Source organism: Rahnella sp. CFA14(1/10) (genome assembly GCF_004195095.1).
In the GTDB taxonomy this organism is placed as follows: Bacteria; Pseudomonadota; Gammaproteobacteria; order Enterobacterales; family Enterobacteriaceae; genus Rahnella; species Rahnella perminowiae.
Genome location: NZ_SEWS01000001.1, coordinates 121,027 through 140,928, shown reverse-complemented (window position 1 = coordinate 140,928; position 19,902 = coordinate 121,027). Strand labels below are relative to the sequence as shown.

Annotated in this window: 21 protein-coding genes, 1 pseudogene and 1 other annotated feature; of the genes and pseudogenes, 7 read left to right on the top strand and 15 right to left on the bottom strand. The window is 52.1% G+C overall.

Annotated features, from left to right (window positions below; genetic code table 11):
- The first annotated feature begins 6 nt into the window (after window positions 1–6).
- Window positions 7–1,026 (top strand): murein tripeptide/oligopeptide ABC transporter ATP binding protein OppF, encoded by a 1,020-nt coding sequence (gene oppF / locus EVX52_RS00700; RefSeq protein ID WP_205951566.1) that lies wholly within the window; start codon window positions 7–9, stop codon window positions 1,024–1,026.
- 221 nt (window positions 1,027–1,247) lie between these two features.
- Here the strand turns inward: oppF and EVX52_RS00695 are convergent, their stop codons facing one another.
- On the bottom strand, window positions 1,248–1,571 hold the full coding sequence (locus tag EVX52_RS00695; protein WP_013575941.1) for an HI1450 family dsDNA-mimic protein: 324 nt from the start codon (window positions 1,569–1,571) through the stop codon (window positions 1,248–1,250).
- An 80-nt stretch (window positions 1,572–1,651) separates the two neighbouring features.
- Window positions 1,652–3,112: a cardiolipin synthase gene (cls, locus tag EVX52_RS00690; protein ID WP_129951609.1), complete on the bottom strand. Its 1,461-nt coding sequence runs from the start codon at window positions 3,110–3,112 to the stop codon at window positions 1,652–1,654.
- 297 nt (window positions 3,113–3,409) lie between these two features.
- Here cls and EVX52_RS00685 point away from each other — a divergent pair, with 297 nt between their 5' ends.
- The gene (locus EVX52_RS00685; protein WP_129951608.1) at window positions 3,410–3,592 is read left to right on the top strand and encodes a YciY family protein; all 183 of its coding nucleotides are present in this window, start codon (window positions 3,410–3,412) and stop codon (window positions 3,590–3,592) included.
- Here the strand turns inward: EVX52_RS00685 and EVX52_RS25405 are convergent, their stop codons facing one another.
- The 3 genes from EVX52_RS25405 to EVX52_RS00675 form a co-directional block, all read right to left on the bottom strand.
- The gene (locus EVX52_RS25405) at window positions 3,593–3,754 is read right to left on the bottom strand and encodes a YnfU family zinc-binding protein (RefSeq protein WP_217138343.1); all 162 of its coding nucleotides are present in this window, start codon (window positions 3,752–3,754) and stop codon (window positions 3,593–3,595) included.
- Between the two features lie 116 nt (window positions 3,755–3,870).
- A complete protein-coding gene (locus EVX52_RS00680; RefSeq protein WP_129951607.1) occupies window positions 3,871–4,161 on the bottom strand; it encodes a zf-TFIIB domain-containing protein in 291 nt (96 codons plus the stop codon).
- A 163-nt stretch (window positions 4,162–4,324) separates the two neighbouring features.
- Window positions 4,325–4,621 (bottom strand): YciI family protein, encoded by a 297-nt coding sequence (locus tag EVX52_RS00675; protein WP_129951606.1) that lies wholly within the window; start codon window positions 4,619–4,621, stop codon window positions 4,325–4,327.
- A gap of 213 nt (window positions 4,622–4,834) precedes the next feature.
- Between EVX52_RS00675 and EVX52_RS00670 the strand changes: the two genes are divergently transcribed.
- Window positions 4,835–5,563, top strand: coding sequence for an energy transducer TonB (locus EVX52_RS00670; protein WP_129990397.1), 729 nt, complete (start codon window positions 4,835–4,837; stop codon window positions 5,561–5,563).
- 88 nt (window positions 5,564–5,651) lie between these two features.
- Here the strand turns inward: EVX52_RS00670 and yciA are convergent, their stop codons facing one another.
- From yciA to EVX52_RS00650, 4 genes are all read right to left on the bottom strand, one after another.
- Entirely contained in the window at window positions 5,652–6,092 is a 441-nt protein-coding gene (gene yciA, locus EVX52_RS00665; RefSeq protein ID WP_095921650.1) for an acyl-CoA thioester hydrolase YciA, read from the bottom strand.
- Window positions 6,093–6,220: 128 nt separating this feature from the next.
- Entirely contained in the window at window positions 6,221–6,760 is a 540-nt protein-coding gene (locus EVX52_RS00660) for a septation protein A (RefSeq protein ID WP_015697091.1), read from the bottom strand.
- A gap of 99 nt (window positions 6,761–6,859) precedes the next feature.
- On the bottom strand, window positions 6,860–7,615 hold the full coding sequence (locus EVX52_RS00655; RefSeq protein ID WP_129951604.1) for a YciC family protein: 756 nt from the start codon (window positions 7,613–7,615) through the stop codon (window positions 6,860–6,862).
- 89 nt (window positions 7,616–7,704) lie between these two features.
- Complete coding sequence (locus tag EVX52_RS00650; protein WP_129951603.1) at window positions 7,705–8,106, bottom strand: YkgJ family cysteine cluster protein; 402 nt, start codon at window positions 8,104–8,106, stop codon at window positions 7,705–7,707.
- A 291-nt stretch (window positions 8,107–8,397) separates the two neighbouring features.
- Here EVX52_RS00650 and ompW point away from each other — a divergent pair, with 291 nt between their 5' ends.
- Complete coding sequence (gene ompW, locus EVX52_RS00645; protein ID WP_129990396.1) at window positions 8,398–9,030, top strand: outer membrane protein OmpW; 633 nt, start codon at window positions 8,398–8,400, stop codon at window positions 9,028–9,030.
- A gap of 70 nt (window positions 9,031–9,100) precedes the next feature.
- Here ompW and EVX52_RS00640 read toward each other — a convergent pair whose 3' ends face one another.
- The 6 genes and pseudogenes from EVX52_RS00640 to EVX52_RS00610 all read right to left on the bottom strand — a co-directional run bounded on the left by EVX52_RS00640 (window position 9,101) and on the right by EVX52_RS00610 (window position 16,209).
- On the bottom strand, window positions 9,101–9,415 hold the full coding sequence (locus EVX52_RS00640) for a BON domain-containing protein (protein WP_129990395.1): 315 nt from the start codon (window positions 9,413–9,415) through the stop codon (window positions 9,101–9,103).
- A 214-nt stretch (window positions 9,416–9,629) separates the two neighbouring features.
- Window positions 9,630–10,439: a tryptophan synthase subunit alpha gene (gene trpA, locus EVX52_RS00635; protein ID WP_129951571.1), complete on the bottom strand. Its 810-nt coding sequence runs from the start codon at window positions 10,437–10,439 to the stop codon at window positions 9,630–9,632.
- Window positions 10,439–11,629 carry a tryptophan synthase subunit beta gene (gene trpB / locus EVX52_RS00630; RefSeq protein ID WP_129951570.1) on the bottom strand — a complete coding sequence of 397 codons (1,191 nt, stop codon included), beginning with the start codon at window positions 11,627–11,629 and terminating at the stop codon, window positions 10,439–10,441. Before trpB ends, trpA begins: the two co-directional genes overlap by 1 nt.
- 44 nt (window positions 11,630–11,673) lie before the next feature.
- Complete coding sequence (gene trpCF / locus EVX52_RS00625; RefSeq protein WP_129990394.1) at window positions 11,674–13,038, bottom strand: bifunctional indole-3-glycerol-phosphate synthase TrpC/phosphoribosylanthranilate isomerase TrpF; 1,365 nt, start codon at window positions 13,036–13,038, stop codon at window positions 11,674–11,676.
- 3 nt (window positions 13,039–13,041) lie between these two features.
- A pseudogene (trpD, locus tag EVX52_RS25400) lies at window positions 13,042–14,645 on the bottom strand (bifunctional anthranilate synthase glutamate amidotransferase component TrpG/anthranilate phosphoribosyltransferase TrpD).
- A gap of 1 nt (window position 14,646) precedes the next feature.
- A complete protein-coding gene (locus EVX52_RS00610; RefSeq protein ID WP_129951566.1) occupies window positions 14,647–16,209 on the bottom strand; it encodes an anthranilate synthase component 1 in 1,563 nt (520 codons plus the stop codon).
- Between the two features lie 56 nt (window positions 16,210–16,265).
- Window positions 16,266–16,368: a sequence feature (Trp leader region), on the bottom strand.
- Window positions 16,369–16,696: 328 nt separating this feature from the next.
- On the opposite strand from EVX52_RS00610, the gene EVX52_RS00605 reads away from it, so the two are divergent.
- The 3 genes from EVX52_RS00605 to rluB all read left to right on the top strand — a co-directional run bounded on the left by EVX52_RS00605 (window position 16,697) and on the right by rluB (window position 19,769).
- Window positions 16,697–17,620, top strand: a complete 924-nt coding sequence (locus EVX52_RS00605; RefSeq protein ID WP_129952123.1) for a PHP domain-containing protein — start codon at window positions 16,697–16,699, stop codon at window positions 17,618–17,620.
- A 34-nt stretch (window positions 17,621–17,654) separates the two neighbouring features.
- Window positions 17,655–18,275, top strand: coding sequence for an L-threonylcarbamoyladenylate synthase (locus EVX52_RS00600; protein ID WP_129951565.1), 621 nt, complete (start codon window positions 17,655–17,657; stop codon window positions 18,273–18,275).
- A 573-nt stretch (window positions 18,276–18,848) separates the two neighbouring features.
- Window positions 18,849–19,769 carry a 23S rRNA pseudouridine(2605) synthase RluB gene (gene rluB / locus EVX52_RS00595; RefSeq protein ID WP_233432907.1) on the top strand — a complete coding sequence of 307 codons (921 nt, stop codon included), beginning with the start codon at window positions 18,849–18,851 and terminating at the stop codon, window positions 19,767–19,769.
- Window positions 19,770–19,902 lie beyond the last annotated feature (133 nt).

Here is a 19,902-nt window from a genome sequence, read left to right as displayed (position 1 = left end):
ACAATCATGAACAGTGCGGCAATAAATACCCATGCGCCTGAGAAAAAAGTTCTGCTCGAAGTGGCAGATCTTAAAGTCCATTTCGACATCAAAGACGGTAAACAATGGTTCTGGCAGCCTTCGAAGACCCTGAAAGCCGTTGACGGTGTGACCCTGCGCCTTTATGAAGGGGAAACGCTGGGCGTGGTGGGGGAGTCAGGTTGCGGTAAATCGACCTTTGCCCGTGCACTGATTGGTCTGGTGAAAGCCACTGACGGCCGTGTTGCCTGGCTGGGTAAAGATCTGCTGAATATGTCGGACAGCGAGTGGCGTCATACGCGCAGCGATATCCAGATGATTTTCCAGGATCCGCTGGCTTCCCTGAACCCGCGGATGACCATCGGCGAAATCATCGCTGAACCCCTGAAAACGTATAATCCGAAAATGCCTCGCCTTGAAGTGAAGGAAAAAGTGAAGGCAATGATGTTAAAGGTCGGGCTGTTGCCTAACCTGATTAACCGTTATCCCCATGAATTCTCCGGGGGGCAATGTCAGCGTATTGGCATTGCGCGTGCACTGATTCTTGAGCCGAAACTGATTATCTGTGATGAACCTGTCTCGGCACTGGATGTGTCTATTCAGGCGCAGGTGGTTAACCTGCTTCAGCAGTTGCAGCGTGAAATGGGGTTGTCACTGATTTTCATCGCACACGATCTGGCCGTGGTGAAGCACATCTCTGACCGTGTTCTGGTGATGTACCTCGGGCACGCTGTTGAACTGGGCACCTATGATGAGGTCTATAACAATCCTCAGCACCCGTATACCCGTGCACTGATGTCTGCAGTGCCGGTGCCGGACCCGGACAAAGAGCGCAACAAAGTGATTCAGTTGCTTGAAGGGGAATTACCTTCACCCATCAATCCACCCTCAGGCTGTGTGTTCCGCACCCGCTGTCCGATTGCCGGACCTGAATGTGCAATCACCCGTCCGTTGCTGGAAGGCAGCTTCCGCCATGCGGTATCCTGCCTGAAAGTGGATCCGCTCTGATGATTTGATCTGAACGGAAAGCATAAAAAAACCTGCCACTGGCAGGTTTTTTTTCATCTTCGTATTCTTCTGCTAAGTCATTCAGATTGGGTCAAGGCGGCAACTGAATGACAAATCGGTCAGGAAACGATTTTAAAAGCGCTAGCGCTGGCCCGCAGGGTGAGCCTCAGGGGGGAATGAAAGCAGCCACACAGAACCAGTCTGAAGGTCGACGGAGAAGATTACTCTTTCCACAAAATGTGGCAAAGTTTATGGTCTTTCTCGCGACACAGCAGAACACGGGCAAAGATATCATTGATAGGCTGGTCTTCCGCATCAGCCAGACCAATCACTACTTCAGCAAAGAAGTCCGGATTTAAGTCAAAATCCACATGCTCAACCCAGTCTTCAGCCGGATCATATAATTCAGCGCCACCACGTTCTTCAAATTGCAGATTGAAGATCAAAATATCTGCAGGATCAAGGTTATCTCCGGCCAGTTCCAGAAAGATGTCGTAGGCTTGTTCAAGCGTTTCGTCTTCGGTCAGGCGATTATTCAGGTCCATATCATTCTCGTTTACAGATGAGTGTATTCAGGCTGGTTCAAGCCGGTACTGCGTATATTACATCATGCCCGCCGCGGCTTTTACAGCAGCGGACTGAAAAAGTAGAACAAACGTTCGACGATGCGGTGCCAGAAAGGACGTTTAAGCCAGGCTTCCACATCCAGCAAATGTGAGCGGGCGATATAATCTTCCTGCACATGGCCTAAATCATCACCAAATCCGGCGTCATCAATGACCAGCGTTATCTCAAAATTGAGCCACAGGCTGCGCATATCCAGATTCACGGTACCGACCAGACTGAGCTGACCATCGACCAGGATACTTTTGGTATGCAGCAGACCGTCTTCGAACTGATAAATTTTGACACCGGCTTCCAGCAATTCGCCAAAAAAAGCCTTACTTGCCCAGTCCACCATCATTGAGTCGTTCTTCATCGGCAGAATGATACTGACATCCACCCCGCGCTGCGCTGCGGTACAAATTGCGTGCAGCAAATCATCACTTGGCACGAGATACGGCGTCGTCATAACCAGCTGTTCGCGTGCAGAATAGGTGGCGGTCAGCAGCGCCTGGTGGATCATATCTTCCGGGAAGCCCGGACCGGAAGCGATCACCTGAATAGTATGGCCGCTCTCCTGCTCGAACGGCATCTGGTTGAGATCCGGTTCCGGCGGCAGAATACGTTTACCGGTTTCAATCTCCCAGTCGCACGAATATACAATGCCCATCGTGGTCGCGACAGGGCCTTCCATACGGGCCATCAAATCAACCCACTGGCCAACGCCAGCATCTTGTTTAAAGTAACGCGGGTCAACCATATTCATGCTGCCGGTATAGGCGACATAGTTGTCGATAAGTACCACTTTACGGTGCTGGCGCAGATCCATACGACGCAGGAACACACGGAAAAGATTCACCTGTAACGCTTCAACGACTTCGATACCGGCGTTGCGCATCATTGCCGGATAGGGGCTGCGGAAAAAGGCAACGCTGCCCGCAGAATCCAGCATCAGACGGCAATGAATACCACGGCGTGAAGCCGCCATCAGAGATTCCGCGACCTGATCAACCAGACCGCCCGGCTGCCAGATATAGAACACCATTTCGATGTTGCTGCGCGCCAGCCCGATATCTCGCATCATTGCGTGAAGCACGTCATCGCTGGTGGTCAGCAATTGCAACTGATTGCCTTTTACGCCGGCAATACCCTGACGGCGCTCGCAGAGCTGGAAAAGTGAGGCGGCAATTTCACTGTTCTCAGTGGCAAAAATACGCTTACAGTCTTTGAGATCATTGAGCCAGCGGGCAGTGGAAGGCCACATGGCTTTTGCCCGTTCAGCACGGCGTTTGCCTAAGTGCAATTCCCCAAATGAGAGATAGGCAATAATACCGACCAGCGGAATGATGTAGATGATCAACAGCCATGCCATGGCTGACGGAACTGCGCGGCGCTTCATCAGAATGCGTAAGGTGACGCCGGCAATCAGTAACCAGTAACCGAAAACCAGAAGGCCACTGATTACCGTATAAAATGTTGTCATAAAGGCGAAAAGTCCTGTTCGCAAGCCATCGGCATGAGTGTACGTGAAAGGAGAAACCTTTTAACTAACTTTATCCTGCTAATCAATCAGCTACCTCTGTAATGTGTTTCCGGTTAATAAAAGGGTCATCGTCCTGATATCAATGTTAGCTGATAACGTGGAAGCAGGAGGAAAACAAGACTTGGATCACAACGTCATCGGCCTATAATGTTCCGCAGTTTTTCCGCTTAAGACACTTTCTGTAAAAGAAGCGCTTTCGTTAAAGAAGCAGCCACGGGCATTACGGGACACAAGTGAATGAAACGCAGTAAAAATGAAGTCGGCCGGTGGCGGATGTTGCGCCAGTCTCAACGCAGGAGAAGTCGCTGGCTGGAAGGGCAGTCAAGGCGCTATCGCCACATTTATCGTATCCGTCAAATCCATCATCAGCAGCACCAGCGTCTTGCGCTGTATGCCGTGAACTACGAATGGAATGCCTGATTAGCGGGATTTAGGCTGAAAAAGCGCACCACATTTTTTGCAGACCAGAGTGGAGTTTTTGCGCACCTTCGCGCTTATCTGTTCCGAAACATAACCGCATTCCGGGCAGGTGACCTTCGTGGTCGTGCTGGTTAGAAACTTCAGTCCGTCGAAGAATGACATAATGCTTACCTCATGGGCAGGGGTAAACATTCTAACACAGAAGCGATGAATGCAATGTGACGGCATGCGGGGAATCACGCCATGAGGTGTGATGTCATGGCGTGGGATGACAGAAATCAGTCGAAAAGCTCTGAAAGGAAGCTCTTCTTTTTATAGGGCTTTTGAGACGAGTAATGCCCGCGGTTGTCGTAATTGCCTTGCGGCCGATGATCATCCCGACGGTCACGTTCTTCGTAGCGTGCCGTTGCAGGCCGTTCTGTGGGCTGTGACGCAGCAGATTTCTCGATGATTTTATCCAGCTCACCGCGATCCAGCCATACACCGCGACAGTCAGGACAATAATCGATTTCAATGCCCTGACGTTCGGACATCACTAACTGACTTTCTTTACATACCGGACATTGCATATCGGATTCTCCGCTCTGTTGTTAAAGGAAAAGGCCGCAGGTAACTGTTTGAGTAACCGGATATTTAGACAATCAACTGACGTAAGCAAAAGTAAAGTTGATTAAAGAGAGGGCAGGAAGGCGCGGAGAACCACGGGCAGCCCGTTAAACTGCCCGTAAAACATCAAAATACGCGTTTGAATGGTTTGACGGTCACGGCTTTATATACACCCGCTTTAACGTACGGGTCGGCATCCGCCCACACTTTGGCATCTTCCAGCGTCTCGAATTCGACAATCAGTACGGAACCGGTCATTCCGGCCGCACCTGGATCTTCGCTGTCTATGGACGGCGTCGGGCCCGCAATCAGCACGCGGCCTTGTTCATGTAATTTTTTCAGGCGTTCGATATGAGCAGGGCGTGCCGCAGCGCGTTTTTCCAGCGAGTCAGAAACATCTTCAGAATAAATAACGTAAAGCATGAGTCACCTTTAAAGGGGGGTTATTGAGCAATTTTAGGCAACAAGATGCTGCCTGACCATTTTGCAGAATTAACATAGCTAAACCTGAAGTCCGGGGAAAGCGCTTTGCGTAGGATCAAACCAGAGGTTATTTGAGAATAGTTGTCATCTCGGTGTTGAATATGATTGCTATTTACATTTAAACTTGCGGCTTCACGGGGAAAATGAATCATTATGCCGCTAAAAAAGTTTAGATTTATCCGCAAGGTGACAGTACCGGTGGTCCTTGCCGTCAGTTTACATGTCGCAGTCATTGCCGGTGTGTTGTATATGACGGTGGGCAAGTCCATCAAATTGCCCAACCAGGATCAAAAGGTGATGAGCGTAACGATGGTCAATCCGGCCGACTTTGCACCGCCGCCGCCGCCACAACCTGAACCGACACCACCGGCGCCGGAACCGCAACCTGAAGTCGTGCCAGAACCACCGCCGCCGCCTGAGGCTGTTGTCATTCCGCAACCCCCTAAGCCGAAGCCAAAACCGGTGAAGAAGCCGGTTGTTAAACCGAAGGTGAAGCCTGTTGAACGGCCGGTCGAAAAGCCGACGCAAACAGTAAAAACTGCGCCCGTCACCAGCAACCAGCCGTTCACGAAACCTGTTAGCCAGCCACCGGCATCTGCCAATGCGCAGAGCGATACCGGCCCGCGGCCATTGCAACGAGGCGAACCGGCTTATCCGGCGCGTGCACTGGCTTTACGTATCGAAGGGCGTGTCCGCGTGCAGTTTGATGTGGACAGTGATGGCCGCGTGCAGAACATACGTGTTCTTTCCGCTGAGCCGCGCAATATGTTTGAGCGCGAAGTGAAACAGGCGATGAGCAAATGGCGCTATGAACCGAAGGCTGCCAGTAATCTTGTTGTGAACCTGGTGTTCAGAATTAAAGGCGGTTCTGCTGTCGAATAAGCCGCAAGCTGGCATTACCTGTGATTTATATGCAAAAAAGGTCGCCCCGGGAGGCGACCTTTTTACTTAACGGTAGTGTAAAACCGTCTTAATCCTGAGAAACACCCTCGGAATCGACACTGAAATTGCTGCGACCATCAGGCAACTGGCGCGATTTTCCTTCGTCATCCACAGCGACATAAGTAAATACCGCTTCAGTGGCTCTGTAACGCTGACCGATAGGCTCAGAAGAGACCTTCTTCACCCATACTTCCACATTGATGGTGATCGAGCTGTTACCGGTACGGATGCAGCGTGCATAACAGCACACCACATCACCGACAGCCACCGGTTTAAGAAACGTCATGCCGTCAACGCGTACGGTCACTACGCGACCCTTGGCAATTTCCTTCGCCTGAATCGCACCGCCCATATCCATCTGTGACATCAGCCATCCGCCAAAGATATCACCATTCGCATTGGTGTCTGCTGGCATAGCCAGCGTACGCAACACCATTTCACCATTGGGTAAGCTATGTTTTTCGTTCATAAAGTGGCTTCACACAAAGCCCGCCATATTTCAGGCCGCAGACGTGTTGGCTGCATTCAGTCACCCGAATCATGTGGGGCTTAATAATAAGTAAGGCCTTTCAAAGAAAGGCCCGTGCAGAAGAATGCTTATTTTTTTTCATCGTCCGGCATATGCCGGTAAATGTAAACACCGCTTAACAGCGTAAAGACCAATGTCAGCACGGTCAGGCCGAAGACCTTGAAGTTAACCCAGATATTTTGCGGTAACCAGAATGCCACGTAAATATTAGCCAGCCCGCACAGCAGGAAAAAGATGGCCCAGCTGACGTTCAGTTTATTCCATACGTGATCCGGCAAAGTCAGTTCTTTGCCCAACATGCGCTGGATTAAAGGCTTTTTCAGCACCAGCTGGCTAATCAGTAGTGCGCCGGAGAACAGAACATAGATAACCGTCACTTTCCATTTGATAAATTCATCATTATGGAAAACCAGTGTCAGGGTGCCGAAAACAGCGACCATCGCGAAGGTGATTAACGTCATCTTCTCGATTTTGCGATACAGGATCCAGGTAATGACTAACGCTAACGCAGTGGCAGCAATTAATGCGCCAGAAGCGACAAAAATGTCGTAAAGCTTATAAACCACAAAAAAAACAATCAGGGGAAGAAAATCGAGGAGCTGCTTCATACTTCATTCCATGTTTTACGTATGGTATGACTATACCGGAATCATTTCGCGGACAAAAGAAAAGGGCGCCGGAGCGCCCCTGAAAAAGTGATGTCTCTGTTAAGCATGTAATTTCATGTAAAGACGGAACAGATAAATCAGCATGAAGGCACTGATAATATTACTCAGTGCGCCGAGTATCACTGCCCCAATCATTGGATTCAACGCGCTCAGCACGCCAACAAACAACATCAGTACGACCTGGGCAACGATCCACAGCATCACGGCCGGGGCAACCAGGCGGACATGGCTGAAGGCCAGACGGGTGCTCAGACGCATCGCTTTGAACACGCCCGCATTCTCTTTACAGGAAATAACCGGTGCCATTGACCATGCAATCGCAATCAGGAAGGCCGGAACAAACAGCAGCGCCAGGCCGATACGGAACATGATGCTGTAAATAAACAACAAAATGGCCAGACGTGGCAAGACAGGCAGCGACGCGGTCATAATTTGCGTGATACTGGCGCGAATGCCCTGGGAAACCAGCTGGATCAACGTCAGGACACCGCCAACCAGAATAACGTTTCCGGCAAGCGTTGACAGCAAAGCGGCCAGGCTGTAACGGAAAATCGCGCTTTGCTGCTCCGGAGTTACCTGCTGTTCAATGTATCCCATCATATCGCCGACGTTCATGCCGGTGATGTTGCTCATCAGTTGCCCGATAGCCTCGATCTGTTCAGCTGAGGGACTTAACACCCAGCTTAATATGACGGTGATTAGTGCGGCCAGAACCGAAAGCGCCAAAACGCTACTCATCTGATTACGCAAAAAATTATAACTGTCACGGTACAATGTACTGGCCGTGATAGACATGGACGCTCCTTGGCAAAAAGCAAAAATCAATAAGGCGGGGATTGTACCCTTTAAATGCCTCCCGCCGATAGTTTTGCGCTGTTTTCCTATCAGACCTGTCGATGAATCTCTGCCGGAACGCAACTGAGGTGGGTGAGATCAATGGTCGGCAAATCGACATTCAGAGGAGGTAAACCATATTGAGCCCGGGCACGATCGCAGGCGGCATTGGTGACACCATTCAACCCTGACTGATCGAATTCGCGACACGGTGTGGGCCGGTTGAGGTAAACAGAACAGGAAACCGCGTGTCCCACTTCTCCCTCCAGGGCAACACAGCGCGGCGTTTTACTGTTTGTGCCTTGCATGCAGCTCAGGAAAGGAGTGACCTGTTCTGTCAATGCCTGCGGAACACATCCGCCAGCCTCTTCAGACTCAGCCCAGTAAAATGAAACGCGAAAATAAGCGCAGCATGCGCCACAGGTCATACAAGGATTGTTAATTTCGCCCATCCTGGAAGCTACCGACTCCTTACGGCACCCAACCAAAACCAACAGTGAGTAAGCAAATTACTCAGCGCTATTTTTTTTAGCAACTGAAATATCACGTGTTAACAAAACATCAAAATCTCCTCATTTTTGATTCAGATCAATTCCTTTGTTTTTATAGATTTAGATCGCTTTGCGGAAGATGCATTTTCTTACTTTTTGTTTTAAAGATGTGATCCCGCATTGATCAAACCATACCAAAGAGTAGGTATCATGCGCGCCGTTGATAAATAATCCACACAAAGGGAAGGGACAATGAAAGCAGCATATTGGGCATTAGTCGCAGCAGCGGCATTTCCGGCAGTCTCAAACGCACATCAGGCAGGGGATGTGATTTTTCGCGTAGGGACAGCCACGGTTCGTCCGACCGAAGGTTCGGACAATGTACTGGGCCTGGGTTCTTTTAATATCAATAACAACACGCAGATGGGGTTAACCCTTGGCTACATGTTTACGGACAATCTCGGCATGGAGTTGCTGGCAGCGACACCGTTCCAACACAAAGTCGGTCTGCAAAGTACCGGAACGATTGCAGAAGTGAAACAGTTACCCCCGTCTCTGATGGCACAGTATTACTTTGGTGACCGGCAGGATAAATTGCGTCCGTACCTCGGTGTGGGTATCAACTACACCACCTTTTATGACACGGATTTCAACCAGACGGGTCGTGATGCCGGGCTTTCAGATTTAAGTGTCAAAGATTCCTGGGGGGTGGCCACACAAGCCGGTCTCGATTACAACCTGGACGATAACTGGTTGATTAACATGTCTGTCTGGTGGATGGATATTGATACGGAAGTTAAATTCAAAGCCGGTGGCGAGCAGCAAAACATCAACACCCGGATCGACCCATGGGTCTTTATGTTTGGCGTCGGCTATCGTTTCTGATCTTTAAAAAGACGGCACAAAAAAGAGGCGCTTCGGCGCCTCTTCGATTTTCTGTTTAGAGACTTACTGACTATTTCAGCCGCATGTCATTCTCAATAGAACGCACACCGGCCACGCCGCGAGTGACTTCAACTGCACGGTTTGCATCCGCTGTTGATGTCACAAAACCACTCAACTGCACACGGCCTTTAAAGGTCTCTACGCTGATCTCAGTGGATTTAATGCTCTTATCTGCCAGCAGTGCAGATTTAACTTTGGTTGTCACGACGGTGTCATCGATATAACCCCCTGTTCCTTCTGATTTTTTAGTCGGCGCACAAGCGGCAACAGCCATGACCACAACCGCTGCCATGCAGAACGCGGACAATGTTTTGAATAGCTTCATAAATAACTCTCCATGATTTGTTATAAAACCAAAAGAAACAAACTCTTACGGAATCAGCGATATTCACATCGTGCAAAATATCATTGATGTACAGAGTAATTTTAGTGTGGATTATTAAAAGGAGTAATACAAATTAAGCGGGGTTAAAAATAGTAAGAAATTAAAAGAAACAGAACCTTAGTCACTCTGTGGCTGAGGTTCTGTCAGAGAATATTTACTGAGGACGTGTGGCCGCTTTCATTTCACTGACGAAACGGGAAAGCTGAGCCAACATTTCGGAAGGCTGATGCTGATTGTTTTCGATAATGCGCACCGTCGCTGAACCGGAAATAGCCCCGGCAGCTCCCGCAGCCAGCGTTTCTTTCACCTGCGCAGGTTCGGAGATACCGAAACCCTGTAAAGGCGGCGCTGCATGGTATTCACGAAGCTTATCCACTAAGTGATTCAACGGCGTCAGTGCACGTTTTTCCGTCCCCGTCACACCTGCGCGTGACAGCAGATAAGTATATCCGCGGCCATGGGACGAAATTTCACGCAGCAAATCATCAGAAGCATTTGGCGGGCAGATAAAGATAGGGGCGATGCCGTGGCGCAACGCGGCAGCACGGAATGGCGCAGACTCTTCAAATGGCACATCGGCAACCAACACCGAATCAACACCCACTTCAGCGCAACGCTGATAGAAGGTTTCAATGCCGTTGTGGAACACAAGATTGGCATACATGAGCAGCCCAATCGGGATATCCGGATGTTTTTCACGGATGCGTGCCAGCATATTGAAGCATTGTGTCGGCGTCACACCCGCAGCAAACGCGCGCAGGTTTGCATTCTGAATGGTCGGGCCATCAGCCAGAGGATCGGAGAACGGGACACCCAGTTCCAGTGCGTCGGCACCGGCTTCAATCAGCGTATCGATAATTGACAGTGACAGCTCAACGCCCGGATCGCCCAGCGTGACGAAAGGAACAAACGCCCCTTCTTTTTTGCTTTCCAGACGCTTGAATAATTGCTGATAACGTTCCATTAAATTTCTCCCCGGGCAGTCAGGATGTCGTGTACGGTGAAAATGTCTTTGTCGCCGCGTCCGGACAGGTTAACCACCAGAATCTGTTCTTTTTCTGGCGTTTCCTTGATCAGTTTCAGCGCGTAAGCCAGCGCATGAGAGGATTCCAGGGCCGGAATAATCCCTTCATGGCGGGACAATTCTTTAAACGCGTCCAGCGCCTCATCATCGGTGATTGAGACATATTCTGCACGGCCAATGCTGTTGAGGAAGGCGTGTTGCGGACCAACAGACGGAAAATCCAGACCGGCAGAAATAGAGTAAGACTCTTCAATCTGGCCTTCTGAAGTTTGCATCATTGGCGCTTTCATGCCGAAGTAAATGCCCACGTGGCCATGTTTCAGCGGGGCACCATGTTGGCCGGTTTCAATGCCCAGACCGCCGGGTTCGACGCCAATCAGCTTCACACTGGTATCGTCGATAAAATCGGCAAACATACCGATCGCATTAGACCCCCCGCCGACGCAGGCAATGACGGCATCCGGCAGACAGCCTTCTCGTTCCTGCATTTGTGACTTGGTTTCTTCGCCGATCATGCGCTGGAATTCACGTACGATGGTCGGATACGGATGGGGACCTGCTGCCGTCCCGAGCATGTAGTGCGATTTCTCATAGCTGCCGGACCAGTCACGCAGCGCCTCATTACAGGCATCTTTCAACGTGGAAGAACCGCTGTGCACCGGGATGACTTCAGCCCCCATCAGACGCATACGGAATACGTTTGGCGACTGACGCTCAATGTCTTTTGCGCCCATATAAATGCGGCATTTCAGGCCGAGCAGTGCACAGGCCAGTGCCGATGCCACGCCATGCTGACCTGCACCGGTTTCGGCGATGATTTCCGTTTTGCCCATGCGTTTGGCCAGCAATGCCTGACCCAACACCTGGTTAGTTTTATGTGCGCCGCCATGCAGCAAATCTTCACGCTTAAGATAAAGCTTGGTTTTGGTTCCTGCTGTCAGGTTCTTACACAGGGTCAGCGCCGTCGGACGGCCTGCGTAGTTTTTCAGTAAATCAATGAATTCAGCCTGAAACTCAGGGTCGCGTTGCGCACTGACAAAAGCTTCTTCCAGCTGAGCCAGCGCAGGCATCAGAATTTGCGGGACGTACTGGCCGCCAAATTCGCCGAAGTAGGGATTAAGTAAAGTCATGTTATTGCGTCCTGTCTGTCAATTTTTGCGTCATTGCGTGCGGCTTAATACGCCCGCAATGTCTGGAATACGGCGGTAATTTTTTCAGCATCTTTGATGCCAGGTTCGCTTTCAACACCGGAGTTGAAATCCAGCCCTGCGCAACCGAGCTGCGCGGCCTGGACGCAATTATCAGCGCTTAGTCCGCCAGCCAGCAGCACATTGCTCAAATCCTGCCCGGCCAGCGTGCTCCAGTCGAAACGATAACCGGTGCCACCTTTACCGTTGTCCAGCACGTAGCGGTCAACGTGATTCAGGTTGCGTGCCGGAACGGTGTCTTTGACACTCAGCGCCTTCCAGATCTGAACCGTTTGCGGCAATGCTGTGCGCAGTGCGTCGATATACGCCTGGCTTTCATCTCCATGAAGTTGCACGGCGGTCAGACTCAGGGTCTGCGCGGTTTCTGCCACCTTACTGACTGGCTCATCACGGAATACGCCGACATATTTAAGCGGCGCACCGTTCTGTACTTCTTTCGCCAGCGTTTGGGTTACGAAGCGCGGTGACGCTTGTACAAAGATCAATCCGCCATAAATAGCGCCAGCCTGGTGCGCGGCTTTGGCATCCTGAGGGCGGGTCAGGCCACAGACCTTGTTTTCACCCAGCAGCACGCGACGCACGGCGCTGCTCAGGTCTTGTTCTGACATCAGGGCGCTGCCGATCAGGAAGCCATTGGCGAAGCGGCTGAGTTCACGGATTTGTCCGTAGGTATTAATACCTGATTCACTGATGACCGTGACACCATGCGGTACACGCGGTGCCAGCTCACGGGTGCGGTTAAGGTCGATGGATAAATCGCGCAGGTCACGGTTATTGATACCGACGACTTTGGCTTTCAGTTTAACAGCGCGATCCAGTTCTTCTTCATTACTGGCTTCCGTCAAAATACCCATGTTCAGGCTGTGTGCCACGGCCGCCAGCTGAACGTACTGAGCATCATCGAGCACGGAGAGCATCAGCAAAATGGCATCGGCCTGATAGAAACGGGCCAGATGGATCTGATACGGGTCGATAATAAAATCTTTGCACAGCACCGGCTGTGTGACGGTTTTACTCACCAGCGGCAGGAAATCAAAACTGCCCTGGAAGTATTTCTCGTCCGTTAAAACGGAGATGGCGGAAGCGTAGTCTTTATACACGCTGGCGATTTCTATCGGATCGAAATTCTCGCGGATCTTACCTTTCGACGGAGAAGCTTGTTTACATTCCAGAATGAAGGCCGTTCTTGCCCCTTGCAGGGCATGGTAGAAACTGCGCTGGCTCTGTGTAATGTCATTCTGAAAGCTGGCCAGTGGTTGCTGTTCTTTGCGTGCCGCGACCCAAATTTCTTTATCGCGAACAATTTTGTGGAGCACCGTTTCCTGCTGCATCACTTATCCTCTTGCTGCCAGTGCCACCACGCGCTGGTAGGGTTCACCGCTGCGCATGACGGCCAAAGCCTGTTGTGCGTTTTGCTTTAAATCTTCCTGACCGAACAGACGCAGTAACATCGCCACATTGACGGCTACCGCAGCTTCATGGGCCGGATCTCCTTTACCTTGTAATAAGCGTGCCAGAATGTCACGGTTTTCTTCCGGCTCACCGCCCAGCAGGGATTCAATCGGATAATTATCCAGACCGAAGTCCTGTGGTGTCAGTTCGTAAGTGGTTATCTGACCGTCTTTCAGCTCCGCAACCAGCGTTGCTGCGTGGATCGCCACTTCATCCATCCCACCACCGTGAACCACTGCCGCACGTTCATAACCCAGCGCCCGCAATGTTTCTGCAATCGGCAGCACCAGTTCAGGGCTGTATACGCCAATCAGTGCCAGCGGCGGACGCGCCGGGTTAATCAGCGGACCCAGCACGTTAAACAGGGTGCGGGTTTTGAGTGATTTACGTACCGGCATCGCATGACGGAAACCGGTGTGGTATTGCGGCGCAAACAGGAAACACACGCCCAGATCATCCAGCGCGGCCCGTGATTCTTGCGCAGGCATATCCAGACGGATGCCAAACGCGGCCAGTAAATCGGAAGAACCCGAACGGCTGGATACACTGCGGTTGCCGTGTTTGGCGACCCGGGCTCCGCAGGCCGCCGCGACAAATGCGCTGGCGGTGGAAATATTGATGCTGTTGGTGCCGTCGCCACCGGTGCCGACAATGTCCGCGAACGCATAATCAGGACGCGGGAACGGCTCGGCGTGCGACAGTAACGCTTTGGCGGCTCCGGCGATTTCAGCCGGTTGTTCGCCGCGCACTTTCATGCTGATTAATGCCCCGGCCAGTTGCGCCGGTTCGAGTTCGCCCTTCACGATGGCGGTAAATAGCTGCTGGCTTTCTTCCTGCGTCATCGTCTGAGCGCGAAACAGGTTTTCGAGAATGCCGGGAATAGTTTGCGTTTGCATGACAGTTCTCCTTACGCCAAAGCCCAGGCCAGTGTCTGCTCAAGCAAACGGGCGCCCTGTGAAGTTAAAATAGATTCCGGGTGGAACTGGAATCCACAAACCCGATCTTCTTCGTGACGTACTGCCATCACCATATCGCCGTAACGGGCGTTGACGGTCAGCCCGTCGGGGATCTGGCTGCCCACCAGCGAGTGATAACGCGCGACCGGCAGCGGGTTGTGCATGCCGGCAAACATCGCTTCATTGTCATGCGTAATTGCCGAGGCTTTACCGTGCAGGATTTCCCCGGCCTGCCCGACGAAACCACCGTAGGTTTCCACAATCGCCTGATGGCCGAGACAGATACCGATAATCGGCAACTGACCGCGCAGACGTTTGAGCAACTCTGGCATGCAACCGGCTTCGGAAGGTGTACCCGGTCCCGGCGAAAGCACCAGCACCGGTTTTTCCAGCTGACTGAGTTTTTCGATAATGACGTCAGCCGGGATCTGATTGCGGTAAATCACCACGTTGTGGCCGCTTGAACGCAACTGATCGACAAGGTTGTAAGTAAAGGAATCGACGTTATCGATGAGTAAGATATCGGCCATCTTAAAATACCTCTTTCGCATTATGGGCGGTGGCGATGGCACGCAGCACAGCACGGGCTTTATTACGGGTTTCGTCGGCTTCGGCTTGCGGAACGGAATCAAGTACCACGCCGCCGCCAGCCTGTACGGTGGCGATGCCGTCTTCGACATAGGCCGAGCGGATTACGATGCAGGTGTCTAAATCACCGTGAGCGGTGAAATAACCGACTGCGCCGCCGTAACTGCCGCGGCGGGTTTGCTCGGAGGCTGAAATCAACTGCATGGCGCGAACTTTCGGTGCGCCGGTCAGCGTGCCCATGTTCATTACTGCCTGATAGGCGTGCAGGACGTCCAGGTCATGACGCAGTGTGCCGACGACGCGGGACACCAGATGCATCACGAAAGAGTAACGGTCAACTTTGGTCAGGTCGGCGACATAACGGCTGCCCGGCTCACAGATACGCGCCAGATCATTACGTGCTAAATCCACCAGCATCAGATGTTCGGCCAGTTCTTTATGGTCAGTACGCATTTCCAGTTCAATACGGCTGTCGAGATCCAAATCCAGTGAACCGTCAGCACGACGGCCACGCGGACGTGTCCCGGCAATCGGATAAATTTCAATCTGACGGTTTGTCGCATCGTATTTCAGTGCGCTTTCCGGAGAGGCACCGAACAAGGTGAAATCGTTGTCCTGCATGAAGAACATGTACGGGCTTGGGTTGTTGTTTTTGAGTGTTTCATACGCTGCCAGTGGGGCAGGGCACGGCAGTGAGAAGCGACGGGAAGGGACTACCTGGAAAATCTCACCGGCGCGGATCGCCACTTTCATCTTCTCCACCACAGCACCAAACTCTTCATCACTCTGATTTACGCTCAGTTGCATCTCCGGCACGCTCTGGTGCGGAATGGCATGAGGGGGTAATTGTAACTGGTGTTGCAGTTGTTCAAGGCGAGTATGCAGACGCTGTTTCTCTTCCGGTGACGGCGTAAACAGGCTGGCCTGCAAGCGGCATGAACGGTTCTGGTGGTCCAGCACCAGCAGTGTTTCTGCCAGGTAGAAGCAAAAATCCGGGCACCGCTGGTCGGATTCTAATACCGGTAAATCTTCAAAACCGGCGACCAGATCGTAAGCAAACAGACCGCCGAGGAACATCGCTTCGCGCTCATCAGCGGGCGTTTCCACCGAGGTCAGGATACTGCGCAATGCATCAAACACGGAGCGTGAACGCAGACGGGCGTCTTCGTCCTGCATCTGGTCAATGGACGGGAAGCGCAGTTCGCGTCCGTTCGGACGCACATCGTTGCGAATTTCAGCCGGTAACGCGGCGTCAATCAGTGAGAGTAATGACGCGCCGTTTGGCGTCAGTGCCTGAATTAAAACCCGGGAACCGAGTGCAGTGATACGCAGTGCGCTGTCAACAATCAGCAGGCTCTGAAGATTTTCTTTGCTGGTCACTTCGGAGGACTCCAGTAGCAGGGTCGCCGGACGGGCACCACACAACTGGTGAAAAATGGCCGTCGGGTCGCCGCGGTAACATCCTTCTGCGGTCAGCAATTCTAAACGTGGTTTCTGAATAGTCATTTTGCTTCCTGAAATTTTTTCAACGTTTGTGTGAAACGGATTTCTGATAGGCGGCCACAAAAAAGCCCGCATTATGCGGGCTTCGGGAATCTTGCAGCGTCTGATGACAGCTATGCGTGATTACTCCGCCCGCCAAGGGGAAGTACGCCACCAGCTGAGAACCGCCATCATGTGAGTTTTCATCATCAGACACTCTTGTTTGTTTATAGAAGCTATCGTCTTTAAAACGTAAACTTTCTGAATCGGTTTGTCACGCCGTTCATTGCTGAACTGCCCCGTGAACTTGCGTACTAGTAAACTAGTTCAACGGTATAAAGTCAACCCTCTTTTTCCACCATTCCCAACATCAGTGCGCCTGTAGGGTGCAAAAAGTGTTAAAGCACCGTAACAGTGCGTAATGGCCGGGTGAAATCATCCCTAACGTGTAAAGTCCTAACGCGTTATGATATGCACTGCATTCAGAAACAGGTTAAATCCGCACGTGACGATGACTTTGCCAACAAACACTTTGCCTTCAGCAGACGACCAGACAACCCGCTCCGCCTTTACTCTTTACGATCTCCACAGCCATACCACCGCCTCTGACGGCTATTTAACACCGCAAGCGCTGGTGGCGCGTGCTGTAGAAATGCGTGTCGGCGTACTGGCGATCACCGATCACGACAGCACGGAAGGGCTGGCGCGCGCGGCGCAGGCGATAGCTGATAATCATCTGCCGTTGCAACTGGTAAACGGTGTCGAGATTTCTACGCTGTGGGAAAATCATGAGATTCATATTGTCGGGCTGGGCATCGACCCGGCCCATCAGGCGATGGTGGATTTACTGAAAGCACAGGCGGAATTACGCCAGCAGCGCGCCCGGGAAATGGGGCGACGCCTGGCGAAAGCGCGCATCGAGGGGGCATGGGAGGGGGCATTACGTCTGGCCGATGGCGGCGCCGTCACCCGTGCACATTTTGCCCGCTATCTGGTGGAAACTGGCGTTGCTGACAACATTGCGCAGGTGTTCAAAAAATACCTCGCCAAGGGCAAGACCGGCTACGTTCCGCCACAGTGGTGTACAATAGAACAAGCGATTGATGCGATTCATCAGTCTGGCGGACAGGCGGTGGTCGCCCACCCGGGACGTTATGACCTGTCCACAAAATGGCTGAAACGCTTACTGGCGTTCTTTGCCGAACAAGGCGGCGATGCCATGGAAGTCGCACAATGTCAGCAGGCACCGAATGAGCGTGCTCAACTTGCGGCTTATGCCCGTGATTACCAGTTGCTCGCCTCGCAGGGGTCTGATTTCCATCAGCCTTGCTCGTGGATTGAACTGGGGCGAAAACTTTGGCTTCCTGCAGGCGCAGAGCCGGTCTGGCAACACTGGCCGTCCCCGGGAGAACAGCCTGAAATTGAACCGGTCTGAAGCACGACCGCAGAAGAAGAATTAAGAGGGAACAATGAGTCAATATTTTTATATCCATCCGGAAAACCCGCAGCCCCGCCTGATTAATCAGGCCGTAGAATTGCTGCGCAAAGGGCAGGTTATCGTCTATCCGACAGATTCCGGTTATGCGCTCGGTTGCCGTCTGGAAGAGAAAAACGCCATGGAGCGTATTTGTCGTATCCGTCAGTTAGACAGTAACCATAACTTCACGCTGGTATGCCGGGATTTGTCTGAGCTATCGACTTACGCGCATGTTGATAACGCGGCTTTCCGGCTGATGAAAAACAACACGCCGGGTAATTACACTTTTATCCTGAAAGCCACCAAAGAAGTACCGCGCCGCCTGATGAGCGAAAAACGTAAGACGATTGGCCTGCGGGTGCCCTCCAATCCGATTGCGATTGCCTTACTGGAAGCGCTGGGCGAGCCGCTGATGTCTACCACACTGATGCTGCCGGGCAATGATTTTGCAGAATCTGATCCTGAAGATATCAGAGATCATTTGGGTAAAGTTGTGGATCTGGTGATCGATGGCGGTTCTATCGGCCAGCAGCCTACCACAGTGATTGATCTGACCGAAGCGGCGCCGGAAGTGGTGCGTGAAGGTGCGGGTGATCCCGCGCCTTTCCGGTAACGATTGTTGGAAAAATAAACAGCCCGTACAAACCATTGCAGGATACAAATTGCGGATAACTGTGTATAATGGCGGGCTGGCTTTTTTATAAATCATTGTAATAATACGTAATAACTGAATTTTGGCGGGCAGACGAGGGTCAACGTCGTGCTGCCGGCTCCCCCCGACGCCTGTGAAGGCGACAAATGAGGCTGCTCAATGAGCGAGAAGTATAATTCCCAGAAACACACCAGCGACAAAGCCAAAGGGTCACGTCCATCTGGTGACAAGCCCAAAAGTGGCAGAAATTCCGGCGCAGCAAAAAGCCGTCCGGAGCCGTCACGGGCTGAAAAACGCGGCGAAAAGCCACGTACTGATAAACCACGCAGCGACAAGCCGCGTTCAGACAAACCACGTTCTGACGCAGGCCGCGGCGATTCACGTATCGAAAATTCCCGTATTGAAAAACCACGTACAGGCAAGCCCGGCCGTCCGGAAAATGCCCGTGGTGAAAAGCCTCGCGCGCCGCTGAAACCGCGCGGGACAAAACCCAAAGCTGAAGCACTGTTTGATGAAAACGGTGACGAAGAAGAAGTGAAATACCAGAAGCCGAAGAACGCGCTGGACAGCACCGAAGGGCAAAGCGAAAAACTGCAAAAAGTTCTCGCTCGTGCGGGCCACGGTTCACGTCGTGAAGTCGAAGCGATGATTCAGGCTGGCCGCGTCAGCGTCGACGGTAAAATTTCTACGCTGGGCGACCGCGTGGAAGTCACCGGCGGCACCAAAATTCGTCTCGATGGCCACGTTCTGTCAGTGATGGAATCACAGGACACCGTTTGCCGCGTGCTGGCGTATTACAAGCCGGAAGGCGAGTTATGTACACGCAGTGATCCGGAAGGGCGCCCGACCGTTTTTGACCGTCTGCCAAAAATGCGCGGTTCCCGCTGGATCGCAGTAGGCCGTTTGGACGTTAACACCTCGGGTCTGCTGTTATTCACTACCGACGGTGAACTGGCTAACCGCCTGATGCACCCGAGTCGTGAAGTTGAGCGCGAATATGCCGTGCGCGTTTTCGGTCAGGTTGATGATGAAAAAATCAAACAACTGAGCCGTGGTGTGCAGCTGGAAGACGGCCCTGCGGCATTCCGCTCGATCAAATTCCAGGGCGGTGAAGGTCTGAACCAGTGGTACAATGTGACCCTGACAGAAGGGCGCAACCGCGAAGTTCGTCGTCTGTGGGAAGCCGTTGGCGTACAGGTAAGCCGTCTGATCCGCGTACGTTATGGGGATCTGAACCTGCCTAAAGGCCTGCCTCGCGGCGGCTACAAAGAGCTGGATCTGCCGGATATTAACTATCTTCGTACACTGGTCGACATGACCGAAGAAACCGTCAGTAAGTTGCCGGTTGAGCGTGACCGTCGCCGTGTAAAAGCCAACCAGATCCGTCGTGCTGTTAAGCGCCACACTCAGGTTGCACCGGCCCGTCGAACTACCGGTCCGGCAAAACGGGGTTAATCGCTGACAAGCGAGGCACTTGTGTCTATGCTCATAAACCGCAGTCTGTGACTGCGGTTTTTTTTGCTCAAAATTCAGGGCGTAGCCATCTTCTGTTACACACCCTGTTTATGAATACAATGCAAGGAGCCGA